General features: G+C 43.4%; 15 protein-coding genes and 1 riboswitch. Of the genes, 8 read left to right on the top strand and 7 right to left on the bottom strand.

All coding sequences use genetic code 11. The annotated features are described in order from the left end of the window. Window positions 1-792: a tRNA uridine 5-oxyacetic acid(34) methyltransferase CmoM gene (cmoM, locus tag AACT23_RS07965; protein ID WP_017044660.1), complete on the bottom strand. Its 792-nt coding sequence runs from the start codon at window positions 790-792 to the stop codon at window positions 1-3. Between the two features lie 88 nt (window positions 793-880). Between cmoM and elyC the strand changes: the two genes are divergently transcribed. Then, window positions 881-1,705 carry an envelope biogenesis factor ElyC gene (gene elyC, locus AACT23_RS07970; RefSeq protein ID WP_013857069.1) on the top strand — a complete coding sequence of 275 codons (825 nt, stop codon included), beginning with the start codon at window positions 881-883 and terminating at the stop codon, window positions 1,703-1,705. 133 nt (window positions 1,706-1,838) lie between these two features. Here the strand turns inward: elyC and torR are convergent, their stop codons facing one another. Next, a complete protein-coding gene (torR, locus tag AACT23_RS07975) occupies window positions 1,839-2,552 on the bottom strand; it encodes a two-component system response regulator TorR (protein WP_013857070.1) in 714 nt (237 codons plus the stop codon). Window positions 2,553-2,839: 287 nt separating this feature from the next. On the opposite strand from torR, the gene torD reads away from it, so the two are divergent. The 5 genes from torD (at window position 2,840) to AACT23_RS08000 (ending at window position 6,850) form a co-directional block, all read left to right on the top strand. Then, window positions 2,840-3,487 carry a molecular chaperone TorD gene (gene torD, locus AACT23_RS07980; protein ID WP_013857071.1) on the top strand — a complete coding sequence of 216 codons (648 nt, stop codon included), beginning with the start codon at window positions 2,840-2,842 and terminating at the stop codon, window positions 3,485-3,487. A 269-nt stretch (window positions 3,488-3,756) separates the two neighbouring features. Then, on the top strand, window positions 3,757-4,764 hold the full coding sequence (purR, locus tag AACT23_RS07985) for an HTH-type transcriptional repressor PurR (RefSeq protein WP_026028025.1): 1,008 nt from the start codon (window positions 3,757-3,759) through the stop codon (window positions 4,762-4,764). A gap of 161 nt (window positions 4,765-4,925) precedes the next feature. Further along, a riboswitch (cyclic di-GMP riboswitch) is annotated at window positions 4,926-5,011 on the top strand. 114 nt (window positions 5,012-5,125) lie between these two features. Further along, window positions 5,126-5,713: a TfoX/Sxy family DNA transformation protein gene (locus tag AACT23_RS07990; RefSeq protein WP_013857073.1), complete on the top strand. Its 588-nt coding sequence runs from the start codon at window positions 5,126-5,128 to the stop codon at window positions 5,711-5,713. A 148-nt stretch (window positions 5,714-5,861) separates the two neighbouring features. Continuing rightward, on the top strand, window positions 5,862-6,542 hold the full coding sequence (locus AACT23_RS07995; protein WP_094129361.1) for a TVP38/TMEM64 family protein: 681 nt from the start codon (window positions 5,862-5,864) through the stop codon (window positions 6,540-6,542). A gap of 8 nt (window positions 6,543-6,550) precedes the next feature. Then, entirely contained in the window at window positions 6,551-6,850 is a 300-nt protein-coding gene (locus tag AACT23_RS08000; RefSeq protein WP_255211887.1) for a putative signal transducing protein, read from the top strand. A 7-nt stretch (window positions 6,851-6,857) separates the two neighbouring features. Here the strand turns inward: AACT23_RS08000 and AACT23_RS08005 are convergent, their stop codons facing one another. From AACT23_RS08005 to topA, 4 genes are all read right to left on the bottom strand, one after another. After that, window positions 6,858-7,658 (bottom strand): alpha/beta fold hydrolase, encoded by an 801-nt coding sequence (locus AACT23_RS08005; protein WP_017043918.1) that lies wholly within the window; start codon window positions 7,656-7,658, stop codon window positions 6,858-6,860. A gap of 133 nt (window positions 7,659-7,791) precedes the next feature. Continuing rightward, window positions 7,792-9,246: a glycogen synthase GlgA gene (glgA, locus tag AACT23_RS08010; RefSeq protein ID WP_013857077.1), complete on the bottom strand. Its 1,455-nt coding sequence runs from the start codon at window positions 9,244-9,246 to the stop codon at window positions 7,792-7,794. A gap of 1 nt (window position 9,247) precedes the next feature. Then, window positions 9,248-10,465: a glucose-1-phosphate adenylyltransferase gene (gene glgC, locus AACT23_RS08015; RefSeq protein ID WP_013857078.1), complete on the bottom strand. Its 1,218-nt coding sequence runs from the start codon at window positions 10,463-10,465 to the stop codon at window positions 9,248-9,250. A gap of 657 nt (window positions 10,466-11,122) precedes the next feature. After that, the gene (gene topA / locus AACT23_RS08020) at window positions 11,123-13,753 is read right to left on the bottom strand and encodes a type I DNA topoisomerase (RefSeq protein ID WP_064625008.1); all 2,631 of its coding nucleotides are present in this window, start codon (window positions 13,751-13,753) and stop codon (window positions 11,123-11,125) included. A 520-nt stretch (window positions 13,754-14,273) separates the two neighbouring features. Between topA and AACT23_RS08025 the strand changes: the two genes are divergently transcribed. Further along, a complete protein-coding gene (locus AACT23_RS08025) occupies window positions 14,274-14,525 on the top strand; it encodes a YciN family protein (protein ID WP_013857082.1) in 252 nt (83 codons plus the stop codon). 60 nt (window positions 14,526-14,585) lie between these two features. Here AACT23_RS08025 and aroA read toward each other — a convergent pair whose 3' ends face one another. Then, window positions 14,586-15,866 carry a 3-phosphoshikimate 1-carboxyvinyltransferase gene (gene aroA / locus AACT23_RS08030; RefSeq protein WP_094129364.1) on the bottom strand — a complete coding sequence of 427 codons (1,281 nt, stop codon included), beginning with the start codon at window positions 15,864-15,866 and terminating at the stop codon, window positions 14,586-14,588. A 205-nt stretch (window positions 15,867-16,071) separates the two neighbouring features. Between aroA and aat the strand changes: the two genes are divergently transcribed. After that, entirely contained in the window at window positions 16,072-16,788 is a 717-nt protein-coding gene (gene aat / locus AACT23_RS08035; protein ID WP_094129367.1) for a leucyl/phenylalanyl-tRNA--protein transferase, read from the top strand. Window positions 16,789-16,790: the final 2 nt, after the last annotated feature.

The following is a 16,790-nucleotide window of genomic DNA, read 5'->3' on the forward strand; positions in this document are numbered from 1 at the left end:
TTATTCCTGCTCTATTTTCTTTTTCGCCCATACATGAATGTATCGACCTAGCGAGAGGTACGGCTCTTGTCTACATAATTGTTGTTCGAGTGCCAGTACATCTTCATATTGGTAGTCACCCATATTTTTCACATTCCCAATATAGTCACTGAATGATCGGATGCCCGATTTTCCACAAATCTCAAATCCTGATTCTTCGATCCATTGATACACTTCTTCAGGTTTTAGCCCTTGCTGAGGCTGGAGCTTAAACCGCTTGCGATGCGGCATGCCCTCCAATACATGGGGAATGTTGCCACAGACAACGTTTTTGTACACCAAGCCATGATGGTTATAGAACATGATTGATGCCATACCACCTGGCCTAACTTGCTCTAACAAATTCTGCAATGCGGGTTTTGGCTCGGCTAACCATTCCATCACCGCGTGAAACAACAACACATCCACTGGCGCACTAAGGTGCGATTGGATGGATTGCACGGGGGAATGTACCAACCGATACTGCTCAAGCAGACCATTTTTGCGGATCTCTTGTTCCGCAAGTTGAAGCATTTCCGAGGATAAATCACACAGCGTGATTTGGTGTCCCAGCTTGGCTATTTTTTGTGACATTTGTGCCAAACCGCCGCCAGCATCAAGCACTTGCAAAGGTTTTGGGTGGTTGCTCAACAAAGCGAGCAGTTGCTCAAGATCTTGCCAAACAATGACTTGACGAATTTCACCTTTGTCAGAGCCGTATATGTTTTTTGCAAATTTGTGGGCAATATCGTCGAAATTCCGGTCTTCAGTCACAGTGGCTTGAGTTATGATAGCGAATCGTGCTGCTATTCTGTCATAGGAATGGCAGGAATAAAGGGGCTTTGTTCCTTTTTATTATCAAGTGGTGTTTTTTCGGACTATTTTGTATATGTTTGAGCTGAAAAAAGTTATTTCCTCATTATTAATGCCTCTTCCGGCAATGCTAATCCTCGGTTTTGTCGGATTAATGCTCATAATGTTCACCGTCAGACGTAAGACTGGCTGTATGTTTGTCCTCTTCTCTTTAGTGGGGATATTTCTTATCTCTTTCCAACCCTTTGCAACGCGCATGCTAATGCCTTTGGAAAGACAATACTCGGCTTTTCTCCCCGTTGATGGCACCATCGATTATGTGATGGTTTTAGGCAGCGGCCACGTAGTGGATGACCAAATACCACCGACCTCGGAACTCAGCCGCACTGCGTTGGTACGCCTAAACGAAGGCATACGTGTCATGCGTATGTACCCCGGCTCAAAGTTGATTTTATCAGGCTACTCTGGCGGGTCGGAATTTAGCCATGCGCGCATGCTAGCCGTGGTGGCACTCGCGCTTGGAGTGAATAAATCCGATATTATTTTGCTAGAAACAGCTAAAGATACTTGGGAAGAAGCACGACAAGCCGCCGCCTTTGTTCAACAGCGTAGGCTGGTTTTGGTAACGTCAGCCAGTCATATGGAAAGAGCGTTAAAAGAGTTTAATTCTGCAGGTATTGACCCAATACCTGCGCCAACCAATTTCTTAGCGCAAACGAATATTGAGCAACCTTGGGAAAAATACGCTCCTCGAGCACGTTATTTAGAACAAACCGAGCGTTACTGGTATGAAACGTTAGGGCTGCTGTGGCAAGACTTACGTGATTGGGCCTCCGGGCATGGCGATACAGAGTTGGACATCAATAGCAATTAGCAATTAGCAATTGTATTCAACCCAAAACGGAGCCACTTATGTGCTCCGTTTTTCTTGATAATTGCGGCTACAAAAAATCATGGGAATAAAAAGGCACGGCCCAACTGCCAATTTTACACACGCGACCACTCAGCTAATCACCAGCGAACATATAACCTTCACCGTGCACAGTCACAAAGATTTGCGGATTCTTGGGATCAAACTCCATCTTCGCCCTCATGCGTCGAATCAGTACATCAATCGTTCGATCGTTAGGTGCATCCACACGATGGCTGATCATATTTAAAATACGTTCACGGCTAAGGACTTGATTCGGATATGACGACAAGGCAACTAATAGCTCATATTCCGCTTTGGTCAGTTTTACGGGCTCACCATTACGGCTCAGCGCTCGGCGCTGGATATCAAAGGTCCACTCGCTAAAGCGCACTAAATTCGCATTGTGAGATACACCGCTCTCTTCGTTCAGTTTGTTTTTTGCGGTCGAGATCCGCCACAGCAAGTTTTTCACTCTCACCAGCAACTCGCGCAATTCAAAAGGTTTCGTTACGTAATCATCGGCCCCCATTTCAAGACCAACAATCTTATCAATGCTATCCGTGCGCCCTGTCACTAATATGATGCCAATATCAGATTGGCTGCGTAGCTCACGCGTTAACATTAAACCATCTTCACCGGGTAAATTAATGTCTAGCATAATCAGATCTATCGCGCTGTTTTTCAAAGCATCTCTCATCTGAGTACCGCTTTCCGCTTGCGTTACCATATAACCTTCGCTTTGAAAGTATCCAGCTAGCTTACTGCGAGTGACTGCATCATCTTCAACTACTAATACGTGATAGCTCATTTACACCACTTTACTCTATAGAAATGTTCAAACCTCGGCTCGAGATTCTGTACAAAGCCATTCTATTCATAAATAGTCATAATTCTAGTCGTATCACTTTTAAAATTAAGAAAGATGAGAGTTTTTTGATTCAAAACAACCTTCCAGACATCCATTAACTTAATGAAAAAATCACTCATATTTTTTCATTTTCTTAGCGACTGCTATTCATTTTTATTAGTTACACTTAGATCAATTACTTTTTAAAAACGATTTTCGCAAAACCACCCCCTTGGAGAGCCAATACCATGCAAGACATCAAAGCTTTTAATGAACAACGTGCCGAGATTTATTGGTGGCTTTCGAGTTTATTTGTGAAAGAACTTTCGGAGCATGAATTAGAGCAATACTATACGCCCGCTATTCGCACATTTCTTTCAGGATTAGCAGAAAACGCGACACTTAAACCTGCCATTGATAAATTAGTTGATGCACTGAACCGATTACAAGACAAAGAAGACGCACAGCTTGAGCTCGCAGCCGATTTCTGTGATCTTTTTTTAAAATCCAATAAGGAGTCCGCGCTACCCTATGCCTCAATGTACATTGGAAAATCAGGGTTGCTCAATGACGAACCAGCCAGAGCAATGTCGGATTTGATGGCAGCCCATCACATTGCAGTCAACGATACACTCAACGAACCCGCCGACCACATTGCGATTGAACTGGATTTCTTAGGTAACTTGATCATTCGCTCCAATGAGCTTGAACAAGAGACACACCTTGAACAAGCCTTTACACAGCAGTGTGATTTTATTGAACAACATTTGCTCTCTTGGATCCCACAATTCCATCTTCGCTGCCAACAAATTGATCAATTTGGTTTTTACGGTGCCGCAAGCGAATTGTTGGTCGCGTTTCTTCACTTAGACCGCGACTATTTATCAAACCAGTGAGATAACCTGGTTAATACCAATTACTAAATCGGTCAATTGTGACTGTTGACCGATTTATTCGGTGGATTTTTCGTTGCTTGATGGACATTTGCGGACTAGAATCTTGACCGCAAACGATAAAAAATGAATTTAAGATGCAACCGCTGATTAGAGGCGGTTTTTGTGTTTTTACTACTTTTAGGCTTCAATATAACACCGATAGGCCTAATACCGCTGAATTGCTCTTCGTGACTATCACTTTCAGCAGTTATCGACAGGACAGAGAATTTATGGCTACGATTAAAGACGTTGCACGCTTAGCGGGCGTATCAACCACCACGGTATCGCATGTAATCAATAAAACTCGCTTTGTGGCTGAAGCAACCCAAGAACGAGTGATGGAAGCGGTATCAGAGCTTAACTATGCACCAAGTGCAGTCGCTCGCAGCTTAAAATGCAACACCACCCGTACCATTGGTATGTTAGTGACCCAATCGACAAACTTATTTTTTTCTGAGGTTATCGATGGTGTTGAAAGTTACTGCTACCGCCAAGGCTACACACTTATTTTGTGCAATACCGGCGGTATTTACGAGAAGCAACGCGACTACATCCGCATGCTAGCGGAAAAACGTGTCGATGGTATGTTGGTCATGTGCTCGGACCTCACCCAAGAACTGCTTGAGATGCTTGATCGTCATTCAGACATTCCGAAAGTGATCATGGACTGGGGCCCTGAAAGTTCTCAAGCCGATAAAATTATTGATAACTCAGAGGAAGGCGGATATCTCGCCACCAAATACCTTATTGATCATGGCCATACTGACATTGCTTGCTTAAGTGGACACTTCGAAAAAGCGGCGTGCCAAGAGCGTATTCAAGGGTTTAAGCGTGCTCTTGCCGAAGCAAGCCTAACCGTTCATGAAGATTGGATTTTGGAAGGTAACTTCGAGTGTGATACTGCGGTGCTCGCCGCCGACAAGATCGCCGCCATGGACAAGCGCCCAACGGCTGTTTTTTGCTTTAACGATACAATGGCTCTCGGTTTAATGAGTCGCTTGCAACAAAAAGGCATCCGTATTCCTGATGACATGTCTGTTATTGGTTATGACAATATTGAACTTGCTGAGTATTTCTCGCCACCGTTAACCACGGTTCACCAGCCAAAACGACGAGTAGGGAAAAACGCCTTTGAAATCCTATTGGAACGCATTAAAGACAAAGAGCATGAACGTCGTGTGTTTGAGATGCACCCCGAAATTGTTGAACGCAACACAGTAAAAAACATAACGAAATAGTGTCATTATTTAAAGCAAGCGACAAATGTCAATTTTAGGGATTTTCCTATATTCGAGACAGAACGCCGTATTAAATAATGGTAAATTTGGAATGAGCATCACGCAAATAATAAATAAACGTGATGCTCATCCAAAAATTTATATATTCTTATTATTAGAAGTCACGCACAGGGCAAACCATTTGAAAAGATGGGACGCAAAGCCTCCGGCCTAAACCGACTATTCGGTAGGTAGCGGGGTTGCCGATGGCAAATATGCAAACGTTAAGTTTACCCCTTACTGACACTCTTTCTGCATAAGTTTGCTAATCTCTCGGACCTGATTTTGGTGGCGTTTTTCCCATACACCGAGAATTTACAGCATGGATAAACCAGTACTTAAAGATTCAATGCGACTCTTCGAACAACTTGGACGCGTTAAGTCTCGTTCAATGTTTGGCGGCTTCGGCATTTTTGTCGATGACACCATGTTTGCTTTGGTCGTAAACGATAAACTTCATATTCGCGCAGACGATCTATCAACCTCTCGCTTTAAAGAGCAAGGTTATGAGCCCTATATCTATAAAAAACGTGGGTTCCCTGTCGTCACAAAATACTTCGCATTACCTGACAATTGTTGGGAAAACCCTTCGCTCATTTTACGAGATGCTGCTGTCGCACTCGAAATCGCCAAACAAGAACGAGAAGTTCAAGCCCAAACGAAGCCAGAACGCCTAAAAGATCTCCCGAACCTTCGACTCGCCACCGAACGTATGCTTAAGAAAGCAGGGATAGAATCAGTAACGGATTTGCATACAAAGGGGGCTTTGGAAGCCTATAAAGCGATTCAGCAAACCCATTCTTCTTCAATCAGTCTTGAATTGCTATGGGCCCTTGAAGGTGCGATTGAAGGCAAGCATTGGTCGGTTATCCCACAATCTCGACGCGATGAATTAGCTAAAAGCCTTTAACTTCAGAGTAAATAAATCTCTCGATTAAATAATCAAATGCGCTCGTATCACCATGCGGGCGTTTTTTTAATCCCGTTTTGAAATATAAATTCGACTTCCTCTGTCTTCTTCACTATATCTAGTAAAATATGTCGTTTTGAGGAATACCATGAATAAAAAACTTCTCTTAGGCTTGGCTTTATTTGCCTTTATTATCTTTTTGATTGTAAATTTTGGCCACTATCTAACGTTAGATAATGCCAAAGCACAGCAAATGCTATTAAACGAATACATTAGCCAAAACGTGATCAGCGCTGCTTTGATCTATTTCTCACTCTATATTGTGCTCACCGCTTTCTCTATCCCAGGAGCGGCGGTCGTCACGTTACTGGGCGCTGCGCTGTTTGGTTTTTGGACTAGCTTACTGCTTGTCTCCTTTGCCAGCACCATAGGCGCAACTATCGCCTTTTTGAGTAGCCGTTTCTTACTGCGTGAATGGATTCAAACAAAATTTGGTCAAAAGCTGCAAACGATTAATCAAGGCGTTGCAAAAGATGGGGCATTTTATCTATTCTCACTGCGCTTAATTCCGGTTTTCCCTTTTTTCTTGATTAATTTATTAATGGGCCTAACACCCATATCAACCGCTCGCTTTTACCTGATTAGCCAACTCGGTATGCTGCCCGGCACTGCCGTTTATCTGAATGCTGGTACTCAACTAGCTGAAATTGAAAGCTTATCCGGTATTGTATCTCCTTCGGTTTTGCTTTCATTTGCTCTATTAGGTCTTTTTCCTATTCTCACCAAGTGGATTATGGCCAGATTGAACAAAAACCCAACTTCCGCCTGAAGTGAATAATGATGAAAATTTGTGTTTCAAACCACCCGATAGAGGCATATATAGTTTGTCAGTATTTACAGCAATTCAATATTCGCTGTGAAGTGAGAGGCGATAACTTATACGGCTTAGGTGGGGAGCTCCCTTTTTCAGAAGAAACCTTGCCCTATATATGGCTGTTGGATGAAACTCAAATTGCCGAGGCTCAAGCACAATTATTGGCCTATCAGATAGAAGAGATAAACGAAGAACCTAACTGGGTTTGTGGACAGTGCAACGAGGAAAATGGGCCGCAGCCTGCTGGTACTGCGGTTGTTTAGATTCAGACTAACGAGTCTGATGCTGGCGGATGAACTCAATTGAATGGCGGTTAAACATCTCAGATTGTTCAACATTGCACACGTGGCCGCAATCTGGGATTTCTAATAACACACTTTGTCTATGCATTGCCACCATGTCTTTAACGGGTTGAATGAACATATAGTCTCTCTCTCCCATAAGATAAAGAGTAGGAATGGGCAGCTCTTTCTCTTTGAAGCATTTCATCAGAGGATTGACTTCGGAAGTCAGCATAAACCAGCGTTTAAACTCTTTTTGGCACAGCTTCTTCGCTTCTCGAATAAAAAGATGGCGTGACTCTTTTTGGTTGCGTTGTGGCATTACAATGTAAGCAAACAGACGATAAAGCCACATGTAAGGAATGATGTGTTTACTCAAATTACCCAACTTTACGAGCACTTGAGAGCGCACATTCAAACGGGTTATCGCTCCCCCCAAAACCATAGAGCAAACTCGCCCAGTCGCCATTTCAGCAAGATTACGCACAATAATGGTGCCGAGTGACATTCCAACAAAATGAGCAGACTGAATTTTCAAATGATCGAGCACTTTGAGAATATCAAGAGTGACGGATTTAAACGTGTAACGATTTGCCATCAACTCTTTAAACAGTTGGTTTGACTTGCCATGACCTCGTAAATCAACTAATAACAGGTTGAAATGCTCACGGTACGCTTTGATTTGCTTAAACCAGATGGATGAACTTCCACCTGCACCATGCACAAAAACAACCCATTCATCACTGGTGGGATGCAGGTAGGTCTTATGGAAAAGTAGGCTATGAGACATACAAAACCGTTAATCAGCTTCAATTTGAGAAACGCAAGACTACCACAAAACGGGGGCTGAATAGCAAAAAATCATGCGGGCTCGTTCGGCTAAACAAGTAAGGCGCCAAAGCGCCTTACTTGTTATAAAAACATCAGTCATGAAACGCGAGATGATACATCTTGATGTACTCTTTCGCTGAATCCTGCCAGCTAAAATTTTGTCGCATCGCCCTCTGCTGAACCTCCAACATAGTTTCGGGATGTTGAAGATAAAACAGCATCGCTCGCTGCATTGCAATAAGCAGTGCTTCTGGAGAAGGATCATGAAAACCAAAGCCGGTCGCTTCTTCAGGAAACTTATCATAATCACGCACGGTGTCTTTTAAACCACCAACTTCACGAACGATGGGCAGCGTGCCATAAGCCATGCTGTAGATCTGATTCAAACCGCAAGCTTCAAATTCTGAAGGCATTAAGAAGAAATCAGAACCGGCTTCAACCAAATGTGCAAAACGATTGCTATAAGCTTCAACAAACGCAAATTTATCAGCATGCTTCGCCGCCATTTTATGTAGCTGAACAGCAACTTCAGGCTCTCCTGTGCCAACAATAATGAGCTGAGCATCATTGCGTAAGAACGACTCTAGTATAGGTAAAATATAGTGGAAACCTTTTTGGTGGGTGAGTCGACAAACCATCCCAAACAAAGGCAAGTCACGCTGAGGTAATTGCAGCTCCTCTTGCAACATGCGCTTACTCGCCCGTTTGCCCGCTTGAAGTGATTCAGCTTCATCACAGTAGCCAAGAGGAAGAAATTCATCGTTTTGTGGATCCCACTCGCTATAATCACACCCATTAACGATGCCGTGCAAATCTCTAGCTCGGTGAACAAAATCATCTACTAACCCATGAGAGCCAAGCGGTGTTAGCAGCTCAGAAGCATAATTAGGGCTAACGGCATTGATTTTGTCAGCAAAGGCAATCCCTGCTCTTAGCATACTGACGTGATCGTGTCCGTAGCGTAAAAATTCCATGCCAGATAAGTTCAATTCTGGGATGATCTCTAATTGATGATAAGAAAAAATACCTTTAAAAATCGCGTTGTGAACGGTCAATACGCTTTTCATATCAGAAAAATAAGCGTCATGCTGGTAACGCGTTTTCAACAAAAATGGAACCAACCCTGTATGCCAATCATTTGCATGGATAATCTGTGGTTTTTTACCGAGCTTAGGTAAAACATCTAGGCTAGCTGCTGAAAAGAAACCAAAACGCTCGCCATTATCAGCGTACGCTTGGTTATTCTCGCCATACATTTGTGCTCGGCCAAAATATTGTTCACATTCAATTAAGTACACGGCCACTCCATCTAGCTCCATCTGGCGGACCAGATATGAAGTATGAGGCCAATGGGTAAGCTCAGTTTCTAGCACAACAGGAGCATCTGAAATGCCCAATATAGAACGATAAGCAGGTAGCACAATAGCTACCTGATGACCTAACTCTTGCAGTGCTTTAGGCAGTGCTTTGGCCACATCGGCCAAACCACCACTTTTGATCAAACCTTGAGCTTCTGAAACGGTAAACCAAACATCGATTTTTTCCATTCTAGAATCCAACTTTTGTTCCTTTTGCGATAACAACGATACCCTCATCAGAAACATGGAAACGTTGTCTATCGAGTTCTAAATCTTCACCAATGATAGTACCTGGCGCTATTTCGACATTTTTATCAATAATCGTACGCTTAATTGTACATCCTTCGCCAATTTTAACATCACCGAGGATCACGGATTCACTCACTAAAGTGTTGGCTCCGATGTTACTGCGATAGCCTAGTACCGATTTATAAATCTTCGCACCTTGAATGTAGCTTCCGCCGGAGATCAAGCTGTCGGTGATCTGTACTTTACGATCGTGTGAATCAACAAAGGTTGCAGGTGGCAACGGTGGATAATAAGTGTGGAGAGGCCAGCTACGGTTATACAACGAGAAATCGGCATCATGCTCTAATAGATCCATGTGCGCTGCCCAGTAGGCCTCAATCGTACCAACATCACGCCAGTAAGTTGTGTCTTTTTCGCCTTTGATTTTATTGGTTGAAAAATCATAGACATAAACCTCTCCTTCTGGGAAAAGTTTAGGAATAATATCTTTGCCAAAATCATGGCTGGAGTGATTATCTTCAGCATCACGACGCAATTCTGCACAGAGTTTATCTGTATCGAATATGTAGTTACCCATAGAAACAAGTGCAAGGTCTGGGTGCCCAGGGATCGCTTTAGGGTTGCAAGGTTTTTCTTCAAAACCGACCATTTTTCCGGCTTCATCAACTTCAATCACACCAAACTGAGACGCTTCTTTCAGCGGCATTCTCAGCGCAGAAACGGTCAGTTTTGCGTCTACACGTTTATGGAAATCGAGCATCTGGCGGATATCCATTTTATAGATATGATCAGAGCCAAAAATACATACTTGGTCGGGGGTAGAGAGTTCAATAAAACGAATATTCTGGTAGATAGCATCCGCAGTACCTTCGTACCAGCGCTTGCCATCACGCATCTGTGCGGGGATTGAATCGATAAACCGATCAGTGATGCCCGAAAGGTTCCAGCCTTTCTTCATATGTAAATACAACGATTGTGATTTAAATTGTGTAAGCACGTAGATACGCATCAAATCCGCGTTTACAAAATTATTCAAAGCAAAATCGATTAAACGATAACTGCCACCAAATGGCACTGCAGGTTTACTACGAGATTCCGTTAAAGGCATCAAGCGCGAGCCTTCGCCACCAGCAAGGATCATTCCTAAAACACCAGCCATTTTAATTCTCCTTATTTCATTCTTATATTTGCATTCCATACCTTAATTTACAGGGGATGTATGGATGCTATCCTTATTGACCACTTGCAGTGGGCTGTATGAAACTCCCTCACCACCCTAAATGCAATCGGTTGTTTATACGTTATCGAATTAAAGAAATAATACAATTTTAAATACGCTGTTCTGACTTGTCTGAACCCTTTAGTTTGCTAACTCCTAACCTAGCTCACATTTACAGCTCGGTGTAACATATAAACATAACAATGTATTAACTAATCATTTTTATTCACTTTATTGATGCATTCTTAATTTTATATACACTCTCTTTTTATTAAAAATACAACGAATTTATGACGCTATGTTTACTAGGTTAAAGACATAAATATTAATTACACCAAATAGCTCCATTTTAGTTGTTGAACCGACTGAACAATTCACAACATGCTGGTGCAATAAGGCTATCTCCTGTGTACAAGACTCTGAACATCCGACACCCCGCCCGCTCACGGATAGTTCATCATTACGGTCTTACTCGACAAATGTCAAAATATTGGCGATAGATTCACTATGAATTGTATGAATAGTTGAACTTGCTCAAACTCCAGCCAAAAAAAAGGTAGCCCGAAGGCTACCTTTTCGCATTGATCACATTAAAGGCTATTTTTTAGCGTTTTTACGCTTATCGGTAATTTCCCACCGCCCATTATCGTACAACGCCGTCCAACCTGAGGGTTTACCCTCTATCTCAGTGCGTACATAGTGTTCTTTTGACTTACGACTAAAGCGTACAACCGCCGCCACACCATCAGGATCATGTGTAGGCGCATCAGCTAAGTATTGATACTTTGGTGCGAGGCGCTCTTTGAAACGAGCCAATTCTTCAACCAATGGTGCACGTGTCTCACGAGATTTAGGGAAATTGCTCGCCGCAAGAAACAGACCTGAAGCGCCATCACGCAGTACAAAATACGCATCCGAGTTTTCACAAGGCAATTCTGGGAAATGGATAGGATCTTCTTTTGGTGGAGCAACTTCGCCGCTTCTTAAGATCTTACGCGTATTTTTACAGTCATCGCTGGTGCAATCCATGTACTTACCAAAACGACCATTTTTCAGCACCATGTTTGACCCACACTTGTCACACTCGACAACTGGGCCATCATAGCCTTTAACTTTAAACTCACCGAATTCTACAACGTAACCTTCGCAGTTCGGATTGTTCCCGCACACATGCATTTTACGTGTGTCATCGATTAGGTACGCATCCATCGCCGTTTCACAGATAGGACAACGTTTTTTAGCGCGCAGTGCAGCTGTTTCAACATCTTCTTCCAAGACATTGATGACGCCTTCTTCGTCACCTAGGTTAATGGTGGTTTTACAACGCTCTTTAGGTGGCAGTGCATAACCAGAACAACCAAGGAACACCCCTGTAGAGGCTGTACGAATTCCCATTGGACGTGAACATGTCGGACATTGAATGTCGGTCATCACGATGTGGTTGGGTTTCATACCACCTTGTTCTTCATCCAGTTCAGCGGTTTCTAAATCTGCAGTGAAATCTTTAAAGAAATCGTCCAAGACTCCTTTCCAATTTGCAGATCCTGCTGCAATTTGGTCCAGCTTTTCTTCCATTCGCGCGGTGAAGTCATAGTTCATCAAATCATTGAAGCTGTCATCCAGACGATCGGTGACGATTTCACCCATTTTCTCAGCATAAAAACGTCGCTGATCCACTTTCACATAGCCGCGATCTTGAATGGTAGAGATGATAGAAGCATACGTCGATGGTCGGCCTATACCACGCTTTTCAAGCTCTTTTACCAGCGCAGCTTCCGTATAACGTGCCGGTGGCTTAGTGAAATGTTGTTTTGGATCTAACGTTTGCAATAACAACGTTTCGCCCACTTTCACTGGAGGTAAAATTTGGTCTTCATTCTTACCCATTGGACGTTGAACTCGTGTCCAACCATCAAATTTAAGGATGCGACCTTTCGCCTTAAGGGTAAATTCTGCCGCTTTCACGCTCACAGTGGTCGAATCGTATTGAGCTGGCGTCATTTGGCAAGCAACAAACTGATTCCAGATTAGCGCGTATAGCTTATGAGCATCCGCTTCCATACCTTGTAAATCATCGGCTTTAACATCCACACTGGATGGACGAATCGCTTCGTGCGCTTCTTGAGCGCCCTGCTTACTTCCATAAGCTAACGGATTCTCAGGTAAGTAGGCTTGTCCAAACTCACTACCAATATAGCTGCGAACCGCTTCAACCGCTTCAGCACTTAAGTTGGTTGAATCGGTACGCATATAAGTGATGTAACCTGCCTCATACAAGCGCTGAGCTAGCATCATCGTTTTCTTCACTCCGTAACCCAAGCGAGTACTGGCTGCTTGCTGTAACGTCGAGGTGATAAAAGGAGCGGAAGGTTTACTGCTGGTTGGGCGGTCTTCACGTTTACACACTTCGTAAGAAGCTTTTTCTAAAATCGAAACCGCTGATTTAGCTTCCGCTTCGTTGACAGGTTTAAACGCTACATCATTTTTTTGCGCAACCAACAGACGGAAATCCGTTTTATCTTGCGTTTTCGTATCAGCATGGATATCCCAGAACTCTTCAGGGACAAACGCGTTAATTTCACGCTCACGCTCAACAAGTAATTTCACCGCCACCGATTGGACGCGACCCGCAGACAGGCCACGCGCCACTTTTTTCCAAAGTAATGGAGAGACCATAAAACCCACCACACGGTCCATGAAACGACGCGCTTGTTGGGCGTTTACACCGTCGATATTCAATTCACCCGGTGTTTGGAAGGCTTGTTGGATTGCATTTTTAGTAATTTCGTTAAATACAACTCGTTTGTATCGCTGTTCATCGCCACCGATGATCTCACGAAGGTGCCAAGCGATGGCCTCTCCTTCGCGGTCCAAATCGGTTGCGAGATAAATGCAGTCGGCATCTTTGGCAAGCTTTTGCAATTCCGCCACTACTTTTTCTTTACCCGGCAAAATTTGGTAATTCGCTTCCCAGCCGTGATAAGGGTCGATGCCCATCTTCTTAATTAACGAACTGCGGTCTTTCTCGCTTTTCAAGCGTGCTTTCTCTTCAGCGCTAAGGTTCTTTGAAGAAGAACTAGGCGTTGCTTTTTTAGCGGTACTTTGACCTGCGGTTGGAAGATCACGAACATGCCCTACGCTCGACTTAACAATAAAATCTTTACCAAGATATTTATTGATCGTTTTAGCCTTGGCTGGCGATTCCACTATAACGAGTGATTTACCCATAATTGACTCAAATGCCCTTAATCATTACGCGAAAGTAAATCGCATGACGTTCTAAATTATTGCTTCTTTTTTTACTATCGAGCCAGTTAACAAGAAGATCAACATGTTTTTTAAAAATAAAATTCAACCACTCAATAATTGGTCAAAATGCAACCAGAGCTCAGTGGTCTATTCTCCGCCAGCTTTCCAACCTAAATTGAGAAGTTTAAAATCGAATCCTGTGGTACTTATGATCTTGACTTTCATTGCTGCAGCACTCTACTAAACGTGCTTTGGCGCTCATACTAAAGTGAGTATTATCAGTTCGCGAAATAAATCCAATGAAATATGCCGTAAGTCACACATTCTCATTGCATAAAAAATCGGCTTTCTTGATTAAGCTTAGACGTGGCTTCTCTCTTTGGTCAAAGCTTGAGAATCCACTCCATCGAATTTTGCGCCGAATTCTATTTGAAATCATTGAAATTACCTACCCTTTTACGGCACTATCCTCGCACATCTACTCATAGGATCGTAAAAGATGAGCGAAAAACAATCTATTACTGAATTTGATTTGCTACTTATTGCAAACCAAATCATTCAAGAACATGACGCTTATATCGTTGGCATGCGCGCCGATAGCGTTGAAGAAAAAGAGGATGTATTAGTTTTTAAAGGCAACTACTTTTTAGACGACAAGGGGCTGCCAACACCTAATACCACTGCGGTATTTAACATGTTCAAGTACCTTGCCTTGCATTTATCAAAGCAATTCACTCTCGTTCAATCGTAATTCTTGATGAAAAAAAGCCTCATTCGAGGCTTTTCATTATTGGGTTTAAAGGCTCAATACCTAGTGGCTTAGTTGCGCAAGCTGTTCAAAATAATCAGGAAACGTTTTCGAAGTACATTTAGGATCATTAATCGTCACTGCGGTATCGCTCAGTGCAACCAGCGAAAAACACATCGCCATTCGATGATCGTCATAAGTGTCGATTGCCGCATGCTGTAATGACGTTGGTGGTGTGATGATAATGTAATCATCCCCTTCCTCAACCTCTGCACCCACTTTACGCAGTTCCGTCGCCATTGCGGCTAAACGATCGGTTTCTTTAACACGCCAATTATATACGTTGCGAATGGCTGTGGTGCCTTTGGCAAATAATGCGGTCGTCGCAATGGTCATAGCCGCATCAGGAATGTGATTAAAATCGAGATCAACCGCATTAAGCTCTCCACGACGAGCGATGACATAATCATTCCCCCATTCGATGACTGCGCCCATTTTTTCTAGCGCATCGGCAAATTGAATATCTCCTTGGATACTGTTTTTACCAATACCAGTAACTTTTACTTCGCCACCTTTGATAGCCGCCGCCGCGAGGAAGTAAGAAGCAGAGGATGCATCTCCTTCCACCAAAAACTGCCCAGGAGAAACATACGATTGCCCAGCTGGGATCACAAATTGAGTGTAGTTATGGTTGATCACTTTTACACCAAACTGCGCCATGATGTGTAACGTGATATCAATGTAGGGCTTTGAGACCAAGTCACCGACGATGTTGATCGTCATTTCACCATAAGACAGTGGCGCAGCCATTAAAAAGGCGGTCAAAAATTGACTCGAGATTGAACCGTCAATCGCCACGATTCCAGCTTTAAGGCCGGTTGCCGTAATTTTTAACGGCGGGAAGTCTTCGTTTTCAAGGTACTCAATATCAGCGCCCGCTTCACGTAACGCCGTAACGAGATGACCGATTGGACGCTCTTTCATCCTCGGCTCACCAGTCAAAATGAATTCACCCTGTCCAAGAACTAATGCTGCCGCAAGTGGGCGCATTGCCGTCCCTGCATTACCTAAAAACAGCTCAACGGATTGCTCGATGCTAAAAGGCCGACCCAAACCTTTTATCTCACACACCGTTTTGTCGTCTGACAAACGATACTCCACACCAAGTTTTTCTAGTGCGTTGAGCATGTGGCGAATGTCGTCACTGTCTAACAAGTTCGTTAGCTTAGTCGTACCACTTGCCAGAGCGGCAAGCAGTAGCGCTCGGTTTGAGACACTTTTGGAACCGGGTAAATTGACTTGCCCATTAATTTTTTTTATTGGTTGTAACGTGAGGCTTTCCATTCGAGTTGTGTTTCCTTGCATCTTCCAAAGAGCTCCTGTTTGCTCTGGGAAAATGAAAATTCTTCGTACTTGCAGCCTATCTAAAAATAAAAGCGAACTCCAGTACAAATATGGCCTGATAGTAATGATTGGCAAACTATTGAAAAATCCCTACTATCCTCATTCCGTGGCCTTATCTTGATGGTTAACCCAGATCGGATCGAACATGACTATTTACCTTCCTCAACTTGCGCTTGATGATTTCTCTTTTCCTTCCGCTGATGAGGCGCTAGAAGAGCCAAATGGACTGCTCGCGTTTGGTGGGGATTTACAACCAGAACGTATTTATAATGCTTATCGACACGGAATTTTTCCTTGGTATGGCCCACAAGAGCCTATTCTTTGGTGGAGCCCCGCTCCGCGAGCTGTGTTTAACCCACAAACTTTTTCTCCAGCTAAAAGCGTTAAAAAATTCCAGCGAAAACATCAATATAAAATAAGCCTTAACCATGCAACTAAAGAGGTAATTACAAGTTGCGCCAACGTAAGATCCGCAGATCAAACTTGGCTAAATGAAGAGATGCGCAGCGCCTACCTCGCCCTTGCGGCTTCTGGCCGTTGTCATTCGGTTGAGGTGTGGCAGGAAGATAAATTGATCGGCGGGCTCTATGGCATACAAATGGGCCAAATGTTTTGCGGTGAGTCGATGTTTAGTATCAAAGCCAATGCATCAAAAATTGCGCTTTGGTATTTTTGCCAGCATTTTCAATCACACGGTGGACAGTTGATTGATTGTCAGGTGATGAATCCGCATCTGGCATCATTGGGAGCTTTCGAATTAGAGCGCGACGATTTTCTCAAATCCTTGCTATCTTTTAGAGATAGCTCTGTCGATGAGCGCTGCTTTACACCCCAGTGGATCACCTTGCCTAATGAAGGATAACC

This window comes from Vibrio sp. V09_P4A23P171, assembly GCF_963875615.1.
GTDB classification, from domain to species: Bacteria; Pseudomonadota; Gammaproteobacteria; order Enterobacterales; family Vibrionaceae; genus Vibrio; species Vibrio anguillarum.

Coding starts and splice junctions, on each gene's coding strand:
- torR (WP_013857070.1), bottom strand. CDS start 2,552: ATGAGCTATCACGTATTAGTAGTTGAAGATGATGCAGTCACTCGCAGT.
- torD (WP_013857071.1), top strand. CDS start 2,840: ATGCAAGACATCAAAGCTTTTAATGAACAACGTGCCGAGATTTATTGG.
- purR (WP_026028025.1), top strand. CDS start 3,757: ATGGCTACGATTAAAGACGTTGCACGCTTAGCGGGCGTATCAACCACC.
- AACT23_RS07990 (WP_013857073.1), top strand. CDS start 5,126: ATGGATAAACCAGTACTTAAAGATTCAATGCGACTCTTCGAACAACTT.
- AACT23_RS07995 (WP_094129361.1), top strand. CDS start 5,862: ATGAATAAAAAACTTCTCTTAGGCTTGGCTTTATTTGCCTTTATTATC.
- AACT23_RS08000 (WP_255211887.1), top strand. CDS start 6,551: ATGATGAAAATTTGTGTTTCAAACCACCCGATAGAGGCATATATAGTT.
- AACT23_RS08005 (WP_017043918.1), bottom strand. CDS start 7,658: ATGTCTCATAGCCTACTTTTCCATAAGACCTACCTGCATCCCACCAGT.
- glgA (WP_013857077.1), bottom strand. CDS start 9,246: ATGGAAAAAATCGATGTTTGGTTTACCGTTTCAGAAGCTCAAGGTTTG.
- glgC (WP_013857078.1), bottom strand. CDS start 10,465: ATGGCTGGTGTTTTAGGAATGATCCTTGCTGGTGGCGAAGGCTCGCGC.
- topA (WP_064625008.1), bottom strand. CDS start 13,753: ATGGGTAAATCACTCGTTATAGTGGAATCGCCAGCCAAGGCTAAAACG.
- AACT23_RS08025 (WP_013857082.1), top strand. CDS start 14,274: ATGAGCGAAAAACAATCTATTACTGAATTTGATTTGCTACTTATTGCA.
- aroA (WP_094129364.1), bottom strand. CDS start 15,866: ATGGAAAGCCTCACGTTACAACCAATAAAAAAAATTAATGGGCAAGTC.
- aat (WP_094129367.1), top strand. CDS start 16,072: ATGACTATTTACCTTCCTCAACTTGCGCTTGATGATTTCTCTTTTCCT.